Annotated in this window: 19 protein-coding genes; 5 read left to right on the top strand and 14 right to left on the bottom strand. The window is 46.0% G+C overall.

Annotated features, from left to right (window positions below):
- Positions 1 to 161: 161 nt before the first annotated feature.
- Positions 162 to 950: a sirohydrochlorin chelatase gene (locus ACYCS5_RS19235; RefSeq protein WP_459759974.1), complete on the bottom strand. Its 789-nt coding sequence runs from the start codon at positions 948 to 950 to the stop codon at positions 162 to 164.
- Positions 950 to 1,240, bottom strand: a complete 291-nt coding sequence (locus ACYCS5_RS19230) for a YerC/YecD family TrpR-related protein (RefSeq protein ID WP_007428885.1) — start codon at positions 1,238 to 1,240, stop codon at positions 950 to 952. Before ACYCS5_RS19230 ends, ACYCS5_RS19235 begins: the two co-directional genes overlap by 1 nt.
- A 226-nt stretch (positions 1,241 to 1,466) precedes the next feature.
- Here ACYCS5_RS19230 and ACYCS5_RS19225 point away from each other — a divergent pair, with 226 nt between their 5' ends.
- Positions 1,467 to 1,982 (top strand): tyrosine protein kinase, encoded by a 516-nt coding sequence (locus ACYCS5_RS19225; RefSeq protein ID WP_209949970.1) that lies wholly within the window; start codon positions 1,467 to 1,469, stop codon positions 1,980 to 1,982.
- A 6-nt stretch (positions 1,983 to 1,988) separates the two neighbouring features.
- Here ACYCS5_RS19225 and corA read toward each other — a convergent pair whose 3' ends face one another.
- The 3 genes from corA to ACYCS5_RS19210 all read right to left on the bottom strand — a co-directional run bounded on the left by corA (position 1,989) and on the right by ACYCS5_RS19210 (position 5,684).
- Positions 1,989 to 2,948: a magnesium/cobalt transporter CorA gene (gene corA, locus ACYCS5_RS19220; RefSeq protein WP_459759973.1), complete on the bottom strand. Its 960-nt coding sequence runs from the start codon at positions 2,946 to 2,948 to the stop codon at positions 1,989 to 1,991.
- A 566-nt stretch (positions 2,949 to 3,514) separates the two neighbouring features.
- Complete coding sequence (locus tag ACYCS5_RS19215; protein ID WP_165179478.1) at positions 3,515 to 4,243, bottom strand: amino acid ABC transporter ATP-binding protein; 729 nt, start codon at positions 4,241 to 4,243, stop codon at positions 3,515 to 3,517.
- Positions 4,236 to 5,684 (bottom strand): amino acid ABC transporter substrate-binding protein/permease, encoded by a 1,449-nt coding sequence (locus ACYCS5_RS19210; RefSeq protein WP_459759972.1) that lies wholly within the window; start codon positions 5,682 to 5,684, stop codon positions 4,236 to 4,238. Before ACYCS5_RS19210 ends, ACYCS5_RS19215 begins: the two co-directional genes overlap by 8 nt.
- A gap of 63 nt (positions 5,685 to 5,747) precedes the next feature.
- On the opposite strand from ACYCS5_RS19210, the gene ACYCS5_RS19205 reads away from it, so the two are divergent.
- Positions 5,748 to 5,891: a hypothetical protein gene (locus ACYCS5_RS19205; protein WP_155271710.1), complete on the top strand. Its 144-nt coding sequence runs from the start codon at positions 5,748 to 5,750 to the stop codon at positions 5,889 to 5,891.
- A 32-nt stretch (positions 5,892 to 5,923) separates the two neighbouring features.
- On the opposite strand, the gene ACYCS5_RS19200 is transcribed toward ACYCS5_RS19205, so the two are convergent.
- The 3 genes from ACYCS5_RS19200 to ACYCS5_RS19190 all read right to left on the bottom strand — a co-directional run bounded on the left by ACYCS5_RS19200 (position 5,924) and on the right by ACYCS5_RS19190 (position 8,824).
- Positions 5,924 to 6,913, bottom strand: coding sequence for an inorganic phosphate transporter (locus ACYCS5_RS19200; protein WP_459759971.1), 990 nt, complete (start codon positions 6,911 to 6,913; stop codon positions 5,924 to 5,926).
- 13 nt (positions 6,914 to 6,926) lie between these two features.
- A complete protein-coding gene (locus tag ACYCS5_RS19195; protein WP_007428879.1) occupies positions 6,927 to 7,541 on the bottom strand; it encodes a DUF47 domain-containing protein in 615 nt (204 codons plus the stop codon).
- A 188-nt stretch (positions 7,542 to 7,729) separates the two neighbouring features.
- Positions 7,730 to 8,824 carry a DUF3048 domain-containing protein gene (locus ACYCS5_RS19190; RefSeq protein ID WP_165149957.1) on the bottom strand — a complete coding sequence of 365 codons (1,095 nt, stop codon included), beginning with the start codon at positions 8,822 to 8,824 and terminating at the stop codon, positions 7,730 to 7,732.
- A gap of 248 nt (positions 8,825 to 9,072) precedes the next feature.
- Here ACYCS5_RS19190 and ACYCS5_RS19185 point away from each other — a divergent pair, with 248 nt between their 5' ends.
- Complete coding sequence (locus ACYCS5_RS19185; protein WP_029517125.1) at positions 9,073 to 9,591, top strand: DoxX family membrane protein; 519 nt, start codon at positions 9,073 to 9,075, stop codon at positions 9,589 to 9,591.
- A gap of 215 nt (positions 9,592 to 9,806) precedes the next feature.
- Complete coding sequence (locus ACYCS5_RS19180; RefSeq protein WP_459759970.1) at positions 9,807 to 10,730, top strand: hypothetical protein; 924 nt, start codon at positions 9,807 to 9,809, stop codon at positions 10,728 to 10,730.
- A gap of 72 nt (positions 10,731 to 10,802) precedes the next feature.
- Here the strand turns inward: ACYCS5_RS19180 and ACYCS5_RS19175 are convergent, their stop codons facing one another.
- From ACYCS5_RS19175 to ACYCS5_RS19165, 3 genes are all read right to left on the bottom strand, one after another.
- Positions 10,803 to 11,594 carry a dioxygenase family protein gene (locus ACYCS5_RS19175; RefSeq protein ID WP_029517127.1) on the bottom strand — a complete coding sequence of 264 codons (792 nt, stop codon included), beginning with the start codon at positions 11,592 to 11,594 and terminating at the stop codon, positions 10,803 to 10,805.
- 92 nt (positions 11,595 to 11,686) lie between these two features.
- Positions 11,687 to 12,511 carry an alpha/beta hydrolase gene (locus ACYCS5_RS19170; protein ID WP_029517128.1) on the bottom strand — a complete coding sequence of 275 codons (825 nt, stop codon included), beginning with the start codon at positions 12,509 to 12,511 and terminating at the stop codon, positions 11,687 to 11,689.
- A 271-nt stretch (positions 12,512 to 12,782) separates the two neighbouring features.
- On the bottom strand, positions 12,783 to 13,082 hold the full coding sequence (locus ACYCS5_RS19165; RefSeq protein WP_340884414.1) for a hypothetical protein: 300 nt from the start codon (positions 13,080 to 13,082) through the stop codon (positions 12,783 to 12,785).
- A 197-nt stretch (positions 13,083 to 13,279) separates the two neighbouring features.
- Here ACYCS5_RS19165 and ACYCS5_RS19160 point away from each other — a divergent pair, with 197 nt between their 5' ends.
- Positions 13,280 to 13,711 carry a hypothetical protein gene (locus ACYCS5_RS19160; RefSeq protein ID WP_459759969.1) on the top strand — a complete coding sequence of 144 codons (432 nt, stop codon included), beginning with the start codon at positions 13,280 to 13,282 and terminating at the stop codon, positions 13,709 to 13,711.
- A gap of 160 nt (positions 13,712 to 13,871) precedes the next feature.
- Here ACYCS5_RS19160 and ACYCS5_RS19155 read toward each other — a convergent pair whose 3' ends face one another.
- From ACYCS5_RS19155 to ACYCS5_RS19145, 3 genes are all read right to left on the bottom strand, one after another.
- Positions 13,872 to 14,819, bottom strand: a complete 948-nt coding sequence (locus tag ACYCS5_RS19155; protein ID WP_340884411.1) for an ABC transporter substrate-binding protein — start codon at positions 14,817 to 14,819, stop codon at positions 13,872 to 13,874.
- A gap of 62 nt (positions 14,820 to 14,881) precedes the next feature.
- Positions 14,882 to 15,907, bottom strand: coding sequence for a FecCD family ABC transporter permease (locus tag ACYCS5_RS19150; protein ID WP_459759968.1), 1,026 nt, complete (start codon positions 15,905 to 15,907; stop codon positions 14,882 to 14,884).
- A complete protein-coding gene (locus ACYCS5_RS19145; RefSeq protein ID WP_318628218.1) occupies positions 15,907 to 16,992 on the bottom strand; it encodes a FecCD family ABC transporter permease in 1,086 nt (361 codons plus the stop codon). The genes ACYCS5_RS19150 and ACYCS5_RS19145 overlap by 1 nt, the downstream gene beginning before the upstream one ends.
- Positions 16,993 to 17,147: the final 155 nt, after the last annotated feature.

The raw sequence follows: 17,147 nt of genomic DNA, 5'->3' as shown, positions 1-17,147 counted from the left end.
CCCGTATATTTAATGATATTTATATTCACATCGCAGTTCATCATATTCAGTCTGTACAAAATATCATCATACTGGAAAAAGACCTCTTTTACAATAAAAGAAGCCAGACTTTGCCCAAATAAGGAAATTTAAGGCTGAAATGACGTTATAGCCGAACCAGACTATCTATTACTTGACCTCGCTTGCTTCTGCATGCTTTGCAATAATTCATGAATTTGCCTGTCTATCCAGCTTGTGAGCAAAGGATGCGGCAATAAAGGATCTCCCGAATAACGGTATTCGAGCCCCTGCAAGCGTTTAGGAATCATACGACTTGTAAAATATCCCGAACTCAAAAATAACGGCGCCACAATAACATCATGACCCCGCTCCTGATTCCAGTACGCTGCCTTGTCGTACACACTCTCGGGATTTAGCAAAGCGTAGTCCGTGATGATACCACTCACGTTTTGCACCGTACGGGCCAACGAAGAAATCCCCTGCTCCCAGCGCTGAAAAAAGCCGTTATGCACACTGCCGTGACCTACGAGTAAAATAACCTCTCTCGCAGGGTCGGCCGACAGCAGGCGAACCTTGTCCCACACCATGTGAGCAACATCTTCTCCGTCATCCAGCGGGCTACCAAAATGCACTCGCGCTTTCAATCGAAACGGCTCCAAATCTGTTTCTTTGTCCGGCGCATCTTTGACACCCAGCGCATAGCTAATCTCATCTACATGCGTACTACCTGATGACACAAACAAAGGAATAACCAATATATCTGTTACACCCAAGGCTTCCAGACGGTCAATACCATTTTGAATCAATCTTTCTTTAACCGTTTCCAAAAATGAAACCTCTACCGGTATTTCTTCCGGCAAATGAAGCTTTGCAACTGCCTGATCCACCTGTTCTACCCAATATGGCTCCCTAGAGCCATGGCTGATGACCAGTATCCCAGGGCTCCGCATTAGCGTCCCAGACGTTCCAGAGTCATTTTGTACCCGTCATTACCGTAGTTCAGGCAACGTTTAACACGTGAAATGGTAGCTGTACTGGCTCCTGTCTCTGCTTCAATCTGATTATATGTGCTGCCTTTGCCTAGCATACGGGCAACCTCCAGACGTTGGGAGAGGGATTGAATTTCGTTAATCGTGCACAGATCATCAAAAAACACATAGCATTCTTCCAAATTTTTAAGAGTTAAAATAGCTTCGAACAATTGATCAATACTTTTATCATTAAGCTTTTTAAGCTGCATGGATTATCATCTCCCAAGGTTACGATCTCTCCTCATTGTACCTGAGGAATAGTCAGTTTTTCAAGCATTAACGGTTTCACGCATTACAGAACAACATTATGATCATAGAAACATACCGTACGAATGCCCAAATCCGCTTTTATACCTGATTTCGGGACACGCGCCTAAACCCACTGTGCGTTTGTAACATACAGTAGAGTATCAACCTGCAAAGGAATGTGATCTCATGCCTGGACATTACTATCATCGGAGGGCGCAAACGCGTGCCATTTCCGATCCGTATAGTTCATCTCCTTATCCTGGACTCGATCCATACAGCGAGGTTCCGCAAGTCGATTCCTCCGCACTGGTTCCTTACGAGGCGCCAGCGAGTATAACAGACTCTGCCGTGGTTACACCAGACCCCGCCCCTGCCAAAGGAGGACTGCTAGGTGGCCTTGGCAATCTTGGTAATCTCAACGATATTAAAGGTATTATTGACCGTATGGGCGGTATTGACGGGATTGTTGCTACGGTCGGCAAGGTACAAAAGATCATGTCTAGCGTGCAGCAATTTGCTCCGATGGCAAAACTGATTATGGGCTCGCTCCCAGCATTCAACAAAAACACAAGCAAAAAATCTACAACACAAATTACTGAGGAACTGGATGAATATACACCACCACGCCGACGCCGGAAAAAGACACAGCGCAAAAGTACCACTACCCCGCGCAGACGTCCGCGCAAACGCACAAGAAAGTAGACTATACTATTTGAACCAGCCTCGGCGCATAAACCAGACCACCATGGCAACACTCAACAAAAACATGAAGAACAGTACGCCAAAATATCCATATTTCCAGCCCAACTCGGGCATATTCGAAAAATTCATACCATAGATTCCTGCAATCAGCGTCAAGGGCATAAAAACAGTCGTAATTACGGTTAGCGTCTTCATAATTGAATTCATGCGATTGGAATTGAGCGATATATAACTGTCCCTCAGGTCGGCTGTCATCTCGCGGTCGGCCTCCAGCATGTCTGTCAGCTTCAATAAATGATCATATATATCGGTAAAATAAGCCATATGATCTCCTTGGCCCTGCACATGCTGCGAATTCAAAACTCGGTACATCAGATCACGCATAGGTACGATGGTACGGCGCAGCTTGAGCAGCCTGCCACGCAGGTCAAACACCTGCTTCATTAATTCCTCTACGGATTCGCGACCGCCCAAGCCCTCCAGCTCAGCCAATTCGTCCTCAATCATAAAAAGGCTCGGAAAATAGTTATCTACCAGCTTGTCCATCACCGTGTAGGCTGCAGCCAGCGGTCCTCGCGACCATATTTTGCGTTCATTCGCATGCTGGACAATCCGCTCCCAGGCTTGATCCAGCTCCTCTAACTCATGATGGTGATATGTAACCAAAAAACGAGCGCTGATAAACATATCCACTTCTTCCGCAGCTAACGTATCTACATTGAGCGCATGCACGACCAGAAACTGCACATCCTCGTAATAATCCAATTTGGGACGTTGCAGAACATGCATACAATCCTCAACAGCCAATGGGTGAAAATGAAAATAACTCGTCAGCAGCTCCGTCTCCCGATCTGTAGGCTCACTAAAATCTACCCACATCCATATGTAATCCTCCATGACGATCTGATCCAATGGTTTTCCCACTGTTACCTGATGATCATGGCCTATAGCCAATGTACGTATCACCGTACGTCCCCCTCGCTTACACTTCCGTCTGATATGTTATTTATATTTTATATAAGCCAATCAGCATTATACAAATCTCACGCTCTACATTTCCATACACTAAATAAGAAAAGGATATCTCAGGGTCAACAAGCCATCCCAAGATATCCTTTATCCTCGTGCAGAGCAGTTCTTATCTTCAAAGCAAGCCTTCCACTTCAGAATTTTGCAAAATCCTCACTTATGAAAATAAACATCATAAGCCACTAAGCGGTCGGAGGCTTACCTCGCCCCTCGGCGCAGCAAGCACCGAGCTGCGTCGCGCCCTCTTCCACTGCACCCACTCATTCAAAAGTGAGGCAGGCTCATGGCACGAAAAGGGCAATCAGCGAGCCGTAGCGTAGCGGTCCATTTGAATCTGGAGAAGCGGAGCGTTCGCCTTTGCCCCTGTATTTTAACCTTTTCATGTGTTATACAATCCAAAAAAATTCAGGGGCAACAGCGATCGAAAGATCAAATGGAACGCGGAGCGTCTTACAACGAGATCCCCGCCTACATCCACAAACCCTGCCTCACTTTTAATCCTCTTACAATACTTTTTCTAAGAAACTAATGGTCCGCTCATTTTTCGGATTACCAAATACCTCTTGTGGCGTTCCTTCTTCTACGATGTAACCACCGTCCATAAAAACAACACGGTCGCTTACTTCGCGTGCAAAACCCATCTCATGCGTTACGATCATCATCGTCATGCCTTCACGCGCCAGATCATTCATTACGCCAAGCACTTCGCCCACCATTTCAGGATCGAGCGCCGAGGTCGGCTCGTCGAACAACATAATGTCTGGGTTCATCGCCAGCGCACGTGCAATCGCCACACGCTGCTTCTGACCGCCGGAAAGCTGTCCAGGCAGTGCATTTGCCTTATCGGCCAACCCCACACGATCCAGCAGCTTCATGGCCGTTTCCCGGGCCTCTGCCTTGGACTGTTTCCCTAGTTCAGTCGGCGCGAACATAATGTTCTTAAGCACGGTCATATGCGGAAACAGATTGAAGTGCTGAAATACCATACCTATATTTTCACGGACTTTGTTAATGTCCACGTTTTTGTCACTCAAGTTGTAGTCATCGACAATGACCTCACCTGCGGTAATTTCTTCAAGCATGTTCATACAACGCAAAAACGTACTTTTTCCCGAACCAGACGGGCCAATGACACACACAACTTCGCCTTCACGTACTTGCATGTCGATGCCTTTTAGCACTTGATTACTACCATAGCTTTTTTTCAGGTTTTTAACGATAATTTTACCCACGGCGAACTCTCCCTTCAAGACGGTTGGAAATTTTGGTCAGGACTGTAATGACGATAAGATACATCACCGCTACTACCAGCCAAATATCAAAGGATTGGAATGTCCGCGCAATAATGATCTTACCCGATTGGGTCAATTCGACCAGACCGATAACAGACAAAATGGACGTATCCTTCAACGTAATAACCAACTGATTGATAAACGACGGGATCATGATTTTCACAGCTTGTGGCAAAATGATTTTAAGCATAGCCGTCCGATAGGGTAGACCAAGCGAACGAGCTGCTTCCATTTGTCCCGGATCAATGGACTGAATACCGCCACGGATAATCTCAGTTACATACGCACCCGCATTCAGGGATAGCGTCAATACAGCTGCAACAAAAAGCGGCATTTTGAAATCCAGTGCCTGTGGAATACCAAAGTAAATAAAGAAAGCAAGCACGATCAGCGGAATACCGCGGAATATATCGACGAAAACAGTTGCAATACCACGGAACACCTTGTTATGGCTTACTTTCATAAAGCCAAACACCAACCCTAGAATAAAAGCTACGAGTAAAGATACAAGTGTGTACAGCAACGTATTTCCCATGCCTTTAATCAGCGAAGGCAGCGAAGCGGAAATCAGTCCCAAGCGGCTGGTCTCTACAGGCGCCACACCTTTGCCCGATTCGCCAAGGTATTTAGCCAAAATCTTATCGTATTCCCCGCTATTACGCAGATTAACAAGCCCTGCATTAAATTTCTCCAGCAACTCCTTGTTTTTGCCTTGGTTAACAGCAAACCCGTAAGAAGCACCTTTTTCCTTATCTGTTACCAGCTTAAGGCCGTTATTCTGGTTTACACCGTATGCCAGTACCGGATAGTCATCAAAGCAGGCAACCGAATTACCTGTTTTAACTTCATCATACATTTGAGAAGAATCGTCGAACGGTACTGTAGTAAAGCCGTATTTGGCCTTAATGGACTCTGCGAATGTATAACCTTCCGTGCCTGTTTTGACAGCGACACGCTGCCCTTTCAAGTCCTCATAGCGTTTAACCGTATCATTATCCTTACGGACCGCCATGACGACGCCTGAATCAAAATAAGGCTCAGAAAAATCAAATTTCCGCTTGCGTTCATCGGTAATACTCATCCCGGCAATGACACCATCCACTTGATTTGTTTCAAGGGCCTGCACTGCCGCGTTAAAGCCAAGAGGCTTAATGGTATATTCAAAATTCTGATCCTTGGCAATAGCTGCCAGCAAATCCATATCAATTCCGACGAATTTACCATCTACATCTTCAAACTCAAAAGGCGCGAACGTTGTATCCGTGCCGATATCATACTTTGTTTTATTTTCTGCATGTGCCACTACACCGAAATTACCGGCCAGGGCAACCACAAAAAACAAACAAATGATAAGTGCTATTAGTTTTCTAGATTTTTGCATAATTTCCTCCAGTCAGTTGAACGGTTCAAAGTTTTCTGTTTATTTTACAGGAGTTATTAAAAATTGACTACTTTGATGTCAGGTATTTTTGAAAAACGTTTCATGGAACTATCTGGAGGTGTAAACTTTGAAGAAGCCGTTTTGCCCCAGAATGCCAATAAGCCCCTGCCGCAAAAAGCGGACGGAAGCTTATTGTGTGTTCTATAGTGTGTACCTATTTTTCAAGAAATAATAACGAACTAGAAAAGAATTTTGAAAATCAATCCAGATAACAGCGCAGCAATCGGTATCGTTATCACCCAAGTAATAATAATTCGACCGGCCAGCGACCAACGCACAGCGGAAAAACGCTTCGCAGAACCCACACCCAAAATAGCCGAAGTAATGGCATGAGTGGTACTTACGGGCAAATGAAGCAATGTAGCTGTGAAAATAACAGAGGCTCCCGAAATGTCGGCTGCGAATCCGTTAATTGGCTCGATTTTAAAAATCTTGGTTCCCATCGTCTTGATGATTTTCCAGCCCCCGATAGATGTACCTAGCGCCATGGCTGTTGCGGCTGAAATTTTTACCCACATGGGTACTTCCAAATGGTCCTGATACCCCGCCGAAACGAGTGCGAATGTAATGATCCCCATCGCCTTTTGAGCATCATTCGTACCATGCGTGAACGACTGAAGCGCTGCCGTAATGACCTGCATTGTACGAAACCCTTTGTTTACCGTATGCGGACTACGGCGAGCGAAGATGTATTTTAAAATTATCATCACGATGTAACCGACAACAAAAGCAATCAACGGGGAGAAAATAAGTCCTTCGACAATCCCGATGAAGCCGCTCCAGTTTAATTTTTCCGATCCTGCACCTACATACACCGCTCCAGCCAATGCACCAATCAATGCATGAGAAGAGGATGAAGGAATACCGAACCACCAGGTTAAGAGGTTCCAGATAATCGCAGCGATCAGCGTCGCAATGACGATATCAATTCCATTCGTAAGCTTGGTTGGATCAGCCACACTTCCACCAATCGTCTTCGCAACCCCTGTAAACAATATTGCCCCGAGAAAGTTCATGACCGCAGCCATAATAATCGCACGTCGCGGGGTCAATGCACGGGTCGATACCGAAGTTGCAATCGCGTTCGCCGTATCATGAAACCCATTAATAAAATCAAATGCCAGAGCAAGAAAAATAACAATACCCAATACCAGTAAACTTGTATCCATGTAAAAGGACTCCTTACGAGTTACGCATAATGATGGATTCCAGCATATTTGCAACATCCTCGCATGAATCCGTTGTCGTTTCAAGGCGTTCGTACAATTCTTTGCGTTTAATCAGTTCAATAGGGTCAGTTACAGTTGCAAACAGGTTTTTGATGCAAATACGCAACAATTCATCCCCCTGATTTTCCAAATCATTCAGACGAATAGTGTATTCACGAATGGCCAGCAATTTTTTCTGTGAAAGCAGATGTACAGCTTTCTGAATTTCGTAAGCTGATTGACGCAGAATATCAGCGAACTGCACAATATACTCGTCCGGCTCCGTAATGTTGTACATATAAAAACGGGAAGCCGTCGCTTCAAGACCGTCCAACACATCATCCATGGTTGTTGTCAGTTCCATGATGTCGTCGCGTTCCAACGGCGTAATGAAGGTCTTGTTCAGTTCAGTAATAATCGTGTGTGTGTAATCATCACACTTATTTTCATACTTCTTCATTTCATTTGTAAACAAAGTCACATCTTGAAGATTTGAAGTATGTTGGGCAAAATAATCGGCTGCTTGCACGATCGTATCTGCCATATTTTCCAACGTCTCGAAGAATATATCCTTTTTCTTCAATCTCATAACGATTACCCCTTTACGAAAATATCCGCAACCTGTTTCGACTGCAATAGACAACCTTTGCTATCTTATCACACTCATCAATGTTTTTGTAATGTTTGTAAAAGCAAATTTCATGATATACGTATACAGTGCCCGACATATAAGCTCATTATCCGACAATTTTTTCCTAAAAAGGTGTAATTCGTCTTCTAATTCACTTCTATGGTTACATGTTCCTTTAGTGGTGTATCTGCAGGCACCACATGTATATAGGATGTACCTGGCGTTAACGGAATTTCAACCCCATTCTTCATAAAACGAATCGCATCACCTGGCGTATGTTGCCACTCAGCCTGTATTAACTGTCCTTGTTGAAACACCATGGCCTCTCCGCTGCCGTCCAGTTCAACACTTAATCTGCCTACATCATCCAACGTTCGATGCCTGGTGCTCATCACAATGACATTGGCTGCTGAGAGCTGTTGGTTATTATTTTGATCCACATGTGACTTTTCGTTCACAAAACGCTTATATTGTTGATCCGCTGGATCATAGGTATAAGATACCCGGTAGCTTTTAAGCAAAAACCGGATTTGTAAAGATGTTGCAGTCTCGTCCACCATAACTGGGGTTTCGCCGGATTTAAGGTAAGTATATACTGGAACGTCCGTATGCGTAGCATACCCTTTACTATCGCTTCCTTTGCGCAGTCTATTCACGTCCGTGTATAGATTATGCGGAGGACGACGATCTTTGCTTCGCCAGAAGTATGCCCCTCCATTTGAAATCTCATCTAAATGTTCCTTCCGCTGCTGCTGTAAAATCGCATAGGCATCTGTGCTTCCCCCTGCGTGTATCGGCAACGCACCATAAGTTTCGCCCAGCTCAATCAAATACGGACGAATGCTACGGACCGGACCAACCTTTACATCTCCGCCATGACTTTGGAAAAAAGCGACCAGACGGGTAATTCCGCCTTCTGCAAGAACTTCATATACCATATCTGCCTGACTAAGTCCTGCCTGCGGACGTGCTGCTGGAGCATTGTTAATCATGACAGCGAGCGGTCGCTCCAAAACTGGCTGCTCCACCGGAAGACCGGTAAGCGGAGCTGTAAATGCCGGAGTAGACTGCTCCTTCGGCGGTTCAAGCGCCTCCTTCTCTGTTTTATGCTTGGTCGGTTGAGGAACGGGTTCAGTATCTCCCGTATTGGACATAGCAGAACAAGACATCAGCGTCATGCATAACAGAGCTGAGGCCATTACACGCAACCAATGATTTCGTTGGGAAATGGGCCCGGACAAGTTCATCCCTCCACTTCGTTATTTTTCTCATTATAAGCTTTATTTCCTGTTTTTGTCTTGATTGAAGCATGACCTCTCTATAGAATACTTATCTGAAGACATTAAAATTTTAAAAATATTCATACTTTGTGATTTTTATCACAAATAACTGTAACTGAACCTACTACAATAAAGGTGTAGCAAAGATGATCATCCCAACAAAATGAAATACAACCAACATTATAGATTAAGAAAGAGGAGTGGTTTGAATGTTTAATAGCTGGTTACGTGAGAACAAAGTCGCAATGTGGTTGCTGACTGTCGTACGGGTTTATCTAGGTTATGAATGGATGACTCACGGACTTGAAAAGCTGACAGGTGGATTCGATGCAGGCGGATTTATCTCGGGGGCCATTGCTAAAACAGGTGGAGACCATCCCGCTGTACAAGGCTGGTGGGGATCGTTCCTCGAAGCCTTTGCCCTGCCGAATGTAGGTTTGTTCAACGTCCTGATCCCGTTGGGTGAGTTCTTGGTCGGGGTTGGCCTGCTTCTCGGTACATTGACTACACTGGCTGCTTTGATGGCCATGGTTATGAACTTCTCGTTCCTGTTCTCGGGTACAGTAAGCACCAATGCAATCTACCTGCTGTTTGAAATCTTCCTCGTAGTTGCTGGCGCAAATGCCGGAAGAATTGGCTTTGACCGTTGGGTACTGCCCTTCCTGCGTGGACTGTTTGGTAAAAATAAAGATACCTTTCCAGCGGACCCTAGTCGAAAAATAGCTTAAACATCCCCCAAATAACCGTTATCCTCCGGGATAATGGTTATTTTTTTGCGCTGTTATGCTCACAAGGAGGATTTTAGCTCCTCCTAACTCGGACTCTTTTATCGGATTCATTATCCTCCCCAAACGTTTACAAGTTGGATACAACATGGAATGCTCACGATACATTTACCCTATACACTACAGTTACATCAAAGAACGTAATGGAGGGTTATATCATGAAAAAAATCACCAAAGCCTATCTCATGCTCGCAGCAGTAACTTTCACAGTGCAGACTATGGGATCGGGATATACGGCATCAGCCAAAGCGGCGACATCTACTACGACATCTCAGACAGAAAGTGTACAACATATCTCCAAAACCTTCGAGCAGCTACTAGGCCAACCCGGCAAGCTATCTCAGGCATTCACTTATTTGCAAAAGCATGTTCAATCCATTCCAGCTTCTCAAGCTACCCTCATGGTGCTTCATCTGGAAAATGCACAGAACCAGCAATTGGATTCCTATGCACAGACCCTATACCCGACCTCTGTTCAAACCAAAATAAATCAAATCTATAAACCCGGTGATTCGTTCACAAATGTAATCAGCCGTACAAGCGATGCGAACCTGAAAAAGTTGCTGACGCAAACAAGAGATGCCGGCTACAAACTTGAAACCGCAGAAGGCATGTATTACCCAATCATCAACTATGAAAAATATAAAGTATTCGGGAAGCACACCACGGCAGATATCCGCAGCTATATTGACATCATGGCGATGGAATCCGGACAGGCGGCTACCAAGGATGCCGCGCTCCGTATCGGCTATCAACAGTTAGCCGGACGAGCGCTGGCACAGGAATTGTTTTTACACCAATATCCACATTCCAATCGTACACAAGCTATAAGAAAATTGCACGATCTGTACTTCTTCTATACTTTCTATGGCACGAACAATACGCCATTATTCGATTATGACACCGGGAAGATTCATCCGAATGCTAAAAAAGGGTATCAATGGGTCGTTCAACGTAATATGGATTCGAAGAGTACCTACATTCAAAAGCTGAAAGCATTTATGACACTGTTGGATCAAAATGGAGATCAACGTACTACGCAGGTATCCACTTGGCTAAAAAAGAACGTGCCATCTAATTAATCGAAGACGCAAAATACACAAAAGAACTTCCATTCCCACACAGCATGTGGATTCGGAAGTTCTTTTTTACATTTACGTATCACTTTCTTGACCAAAAGCCCAACAATTGAGACTCAGCGAGCCAAGGACATACGACTGAAAAAGCTTATGTGCGGAGCGCTCCTGATCCGCAGCCCCCATCGCATAAAACAAAGGTGAAAAATGCTCTATTCCATAAGAAGGTACCGCCTGTTTGGCGTATGGAGCCTTCTTGTCATATTGGAATAAGTGACGTAAATTCCAGTCTTGAAGCTGCTGTGCAATCCAGTCATCATATTGAACGGCCCAATCGGCTGGCTCACTCGTCTGCTTGAGTGTCCGCAAGTTGTGGACCAATCCGCCGCTACCGATAATCAAAATCCCTTGTTCTCGCAACGGCGCCAGCATCCGTCCAATCTCGTATTGCTCTTGAGGAGCGCGCCGAGAATCAATAGATAACGGTACGACCGGTATGTCCGCATCAGGATATATATGCCGCAAAACCACCCATGCTCCATGATCCAGTCCCCGGTTCCGTACCGGCTGGTGGAACAAGTTATGCTGACTGAACAGATGCTCTATCTCCTCATACAGCTTTGGATCGCCTGGTGCAGGGTAATCGATTGAGTACATTTCTTCAGGAAAGCCATAGAAATCGTGCAACGCTGCATGCTGATCATCCGCGCCAATACATTGATCGGGGCTATCCCAATGCGCGGAAAAAATGACAATTCCTTTGGGTCGGGGCAGGCTCGCGCCCAGCTTTGCAAGAAAGCTGGTATATGCGTTATTTTCTACAGCCAGTGTCGGTGAACCATGCGCAACAAAAATTGAGGGTAATGTCATCGCTGCCAACCTCCACACGCCAGTATAGTGTTACTCTTCCATTTTACTCCGGCGGAGGCGCAATTTCCAATACAATCCGTTACACACTGAAATCAGATCATCCAGTGCTGCCAATCACGTTGAATATTTTCCTGTTCATCCAGCCATTCAAGCGTCCGATCAATGAGCCGTTGCCGCTCTTTACCTGACGAGAAAGTGTGATCTCCCTGGAAAATAATCTCTTTATCACAGCGTCCCTCTGGACGCATCCAGAATATCTTTTGAAACAGAAATGCATAATCGACAGGAATAATATCATCCGAGGTTCCATGAATGACGAGCACATCCCCGTTAAATTTAACGGCCTCCTGGAACGGCTGAAATTGAGCTAACGACTCAAAATAAGCAGGCGTAAACTTATAGCCCAAATAGTCGGCATGACCGGTTTTAACAGACTCATCGTACACGCTTCGCTCCGTAATTTTGACGATGTCATTGAACGGATAGCCCACTGCTGACCAAAGGACCAGATTTTGTACTCTCTTGTCCCGTACGGCTGTGAGAAGGGCAACCGCGCCCCCCAGACTGTGACCGATCAGCGTCACCTTGGTCGGGTCAATGTCCGCACAATTGACGGCGTAATCCAATACGGTACGTGTCTGATTAATCATGGACTCGAGCCCCTGCTTGCCGTATTCACCTGTGCTTTCCCCACAACCGGCAAAATCAAAGCGCAGGACAAAATATCCCCCTTCGGCCAGTTCACGCGCAGTCTTGACGAATAATCGATCTACGCCGATACGATTGCCTACAAAACCGTGACATATAACAACGAGGGGAACTCGTCTCTGACGCTCTCCCTCATTTGTACGATTTGGATAATGAATTGTTGCGGCCAGCTCTTCATGTTCAAAACGAATTCCAATTTGCCGTTCCATCCTGATTCCCCCTGTTTCAAGCTTCACTACACATTTATGAATTCGAACTCATATAGTAACGTGGAATATCCATCCAGGATATTTATTCACTTTAATTCCGATAAGTTTAATAAGTTTTATAGTAAAGTCAGTCTATCATCGCCCTGCTTCCTTGTCAACCTGTCAGTTCACATCGTTAAAAAAGTAAACAAATAGCGCTCCCCGATGCGATTCCGGAGAACGCTATACTACACTTATGTGAGTGAATCCACTACATTTAAAGTGACATTCGTTATTCGTAGCTGTTCCTGAACATTTGGTGGGTCTCCGTTCGTCCTTCCCACTGCAGTTTACAAGATTCGCCGTTATGTTCATCCTCATGCCACAGGCTGCGGTAGTTCTGTGCACCTAGCTCACCTGCAAATTCTGTATCCTCAGCCACTTCAATATCATCCAGTATACGGTACGTTGGAGATGTTCCTTGAACGCTCCGGTGACTCACATTTGTAGATGAGGCCGCCCTGCTATTCCCATTCGAAGCGTTTCCCAGTCGTTTTTGGACTAAATAATCTGCCTGGTTCTCCAGTTTCATGATGCCACATCCTCTCAACGTTTATATTCAGGTTGCTCCATGTGCTCACCCTTTATCCAGTTTGAGGAGAATGCAGCGGTAATATACATGCTATTGATAAAGTCTTTTGCCATCCGACGCTTCCTCACGTATACTGTCTTTGTTACGAAATGGCGGTTCCATCAGCCCGGGATACGCTCATAAAGCAGGAGGAAGAAATGAATAAAGCAAAAAATTATGCGCTTATTGCATGGATTGCCTTGTCTATGTTTTTTTTGACACAAGCAATTATCGGATGGTTTGTCACCTTTACTGGTGGAAATCTCAAACCCTTTGAAGAAATCAGCCTATCCACTCTTATCATCATTGCCGCAGGAGCCATTCTACTCGTTGAAGCCCTGATGAATTTTATGGATCGTCCCGAAGAAGGCGAGGAGACACAACATCCAGACCACGCCCCTGTAAAGCCCCAGATGAATCTTAAATCCATCTTGATGTATGTTGTGTTAGTTGTCGTGATTCTTGTCGCCGGACTAGCGCTGCGCAGTGTAATGCCAGTATTCAGGATCTCACCTTGGGTAAATTTAATTCTCGCCGCCATCGGCTTTATTGGACTCAAACCGATTTTTCTGCGTAAAAAACGTTCATAGCCCGCAATTTTCATTATATGGAGCTGCCTCATTTTGGATCATAGCAGCTCCTTTTCATTTCGATCAGGCAACCGACTTATAGCTTGGGTGTGCGCCAAAAAGCCGTATTCCTGGTCTGCAAGAAGCTGCATGGAGGAATACGGCTGATATACTTTAGAACTTATTTGGAAAATAGTTGTTCTGCATTATCCAGAGCCATTTTGTGTCCCATTGCGGAATAGTCCAGCCAAGGCTGTCCGTCCAACATGTAGACATGCCCTTGCTTCACCGCTTTGAGACCTTGCCATACTGTGTTTCCTTCCAGCTGCTTGTATACCTTTTGGGCATCCGCGCCTTTACTGATGATAACAAGAATCGCATCGGCATCATAATCCGGTAAAACCTCTTGGGAAACCACCTGATAAGCCTTGTTGATCTTTTCTACACCTTTGGCTGGCTTCAAGCCCAAATCCTGATATAACAGCGGTCCTACCGGACGCTTCATCCCCATAACACGAACCTCTTTCGCCGTCACACGTACAGCCATAACCGTTCCGTCCCCAATTTTTGAATGAATCAGCTTTTTGACTCGTTCCCTCTGTGTATCATAGTCTTTTAGAAATGCGTCTGCCTGTGCTTCATGTTTGACCATAACGGCTATTTTTTTCAATTGATCCTTCCATGTGCCTTCATCCAGATCAAAAACGTCGGTCGACGCAATTTTTTCAAACTTGGCCACATCGGTTCCCGAATATTTTTTGTCCAAGAAAATATGATCAGGTTGAAGCTCCAGTACCGCTTCCATATCCGGGTCAGTGACAACACCTAGCTTACGGGTACTTTGAAGACGATCTTTTACATGCGGCAGAAAATCCTTCACATCTCCGCCAATGACCGAACCAGCCGGAGTAATGCCCAATGCCAGCAGGTTGTTCGTCAAATGAATAGACATCGAAGCAATACGCGAATCCGCACTAATAGTTGTCTGCGCACTGTCCGCCGCTTTCGTATCGGCAGTCTGTTTGTCGGCTGCTTGTCCGCAAGCAGATAGCATGATCATGCATACAACAAGAGTTGTGACTACCCATGAACGTTTAAAACCTGAACCCTCAAATCTGTGTTTTCTCATGTTTATTCTCTCCTATGCTATAGAACTCTACATTATAATGATCATTATAGAAGGCTCTTCTGTCATTTTGTTCGGGACAACAGGAATAAAAAATACGGAGCTCCTACCACAGCAACCACCACACCTGCGGGAATCGCATTTGGCTGAAACACCGAACGCCCAATCGTGTCGGCGGTGACCAGAATGACGACCCCGACCAAACAGGCTACTGGCAGCAAATGCTGGTACATCGGCCCAACCAGACGGCGAGCCAGATGAGGCGCAATCAGCCCGATAAAGCCGATGCCTCCGGCCATAGATACACTGGCACTAGATAGAGCCACAGCTGCGCCTAGCAGTAATAGGCGCTGGCGCTTCACACTTGTACCGATTCCAGCCGCGGTCTCGTCACCCAACGACAGGTTATTCAGACTGCGCGTCTGCGACAGAACGTAGGGTAATACAATGACTAACCAAGGCAGCAAAGCTGCTGCATGTATCCAGTCCCGGCCCCAAACGCTGCCAGCCAACCAACGTGCGGTAAATACGTATGTATCCTCATCCAGCCGTAAGGACCAATACAGCGTTATAGCGCTAAGGCCCGAGGCTACACCGATACCGGACAAAATCAGACGCACGGGCACGATTCCTCTGTTACGGCTATAGGACAACAAAACAATCAGCACCGCCGCAATGACACCTCCTGCAAAGGTAAACAAGGGGATCAGGACGGCGGCCGAACCGTCCAAGTCGCGAAAAAAGCTAACGAACATTACCAGTCCCAACGCAGCCCCTGCATGAAGACCGAGCACTCCCGGATCAGCAAGTCCGTTCCGCGACAAGCCTTGCATGACCGCCCCGGCTGCGCCTAGTCCCGCTCCAGCCAGCACCGTTACAGCAATACGAGGCAGACGATACTCGAACAGAACGATATGATCACGTCCGCTGCCACCGCCAAACAACGTATCCAGCACGCGTAGCGGTGGAATACGAATCGTTCCGGTATTCAAACCCAAAACAAGGACGGCAAAGCTGATTCCCGCCAATACCAAACAAACGAGCCAAGCCTTTTTCGTTCTTGTGTCCCCAATCCCTAAAGAGCGACTCACTATAAATCCCTCCTTTCCTTACGGGCGAGAAAGAGGAAAAAGGGTACTCCGATAAAAGACACCATAATTCCAATAGCTAGCTCCTCTGGCGGATTTGCCATTCTCGCTCCCAAATCTGCCAGCACCAGTAACACGGCTCCCAATAACGCAGACAGCGGCACGATCTGGCGATAATCCACACCGATTAGCTTGCGAGCGATATGTGGGATAACCAAACCTACAAAGCCGATGGCTCCAGCAGCCGATACAGAGAGTCCGGCCAGTACCACTACGGTCAGCAGACCCAAAAGCCGAATGCGCCTGAGATTCAACCCAAGGTTTAACGCCACCTCATCGCCCATCGAAATCAGCGAAATAGAACGTGCCAGCCCCATAGACCAGGCGATCACAATAAGCAAAATCGGTGCAAGAATCTCAAGCTGCGACCATTTGATCCCGGCTACACCCCCCGCATACCAGAAGGCTAAATCCTGACTTAAATCAAAATAAATCGCAATCCCCGAAGTCATGGAACCTAACAGGGCAGCCGTCACAGCTCCAGACACCGTCAGTCTCATAGGTGTCAATCCACCAGGCGCAGATGCTCCCAGACCAAATACCAGTAAGGTACTCATTAGCGCCCCCAGGAACGACAATACTATTAACGTCCCATAAGGAAGATCGGGAAAAAAGGCAAAACTCACTGCAACTACAAACATCGCTCCTGCGTTAATGCCCAGCACACCTGTATCTCCCAGCGGGTTGCGCGTAATGCCCTGAATCAGAGAACCTGCAACCGCAAGCGCAGCTCCAATAACAGCTGCACCGAGTACACGCGGCAATCTCAACTCATGAATGATCTGATGTGTCATCAGCGAACGATCATAGTGAAATACTGCCGACCACACGGTGCTTACGGTCAAGTCCTTGGCTCCGAGAGAAATGGCGGCGAATATGGCCAAACCCAACAATACAGCCGAAGCTGTGAACAACAACGCCTGCCGAATCCTACCCGCTCGAAGTACTGGACGTGCTGTTATGACTACTTCAGGAACTGCCCTCTCTGTCCGAGCTGTATGTTTGTCCATGCTGTCTTTAGACTGCATTTGATGAGGTCACTCCCTCCGTACCTGAAAAAATCATTACGTTTTCCAAAATGATAACGATAATGATAATTATTATCAACTTGATACATAATAGCATGTTTCTATGACATTGCAAGCCAAAAACTGTTCCCCATAAGAGGAACAGTTTTTGAATA

The organism is Paenibacillus sp. SEL3 (assembly GCF_054602585.1).
Note: the sequence above shows the minus strand (reverse complement) of the source record. Positions and strands in the feature narration are given on the sequence as shown.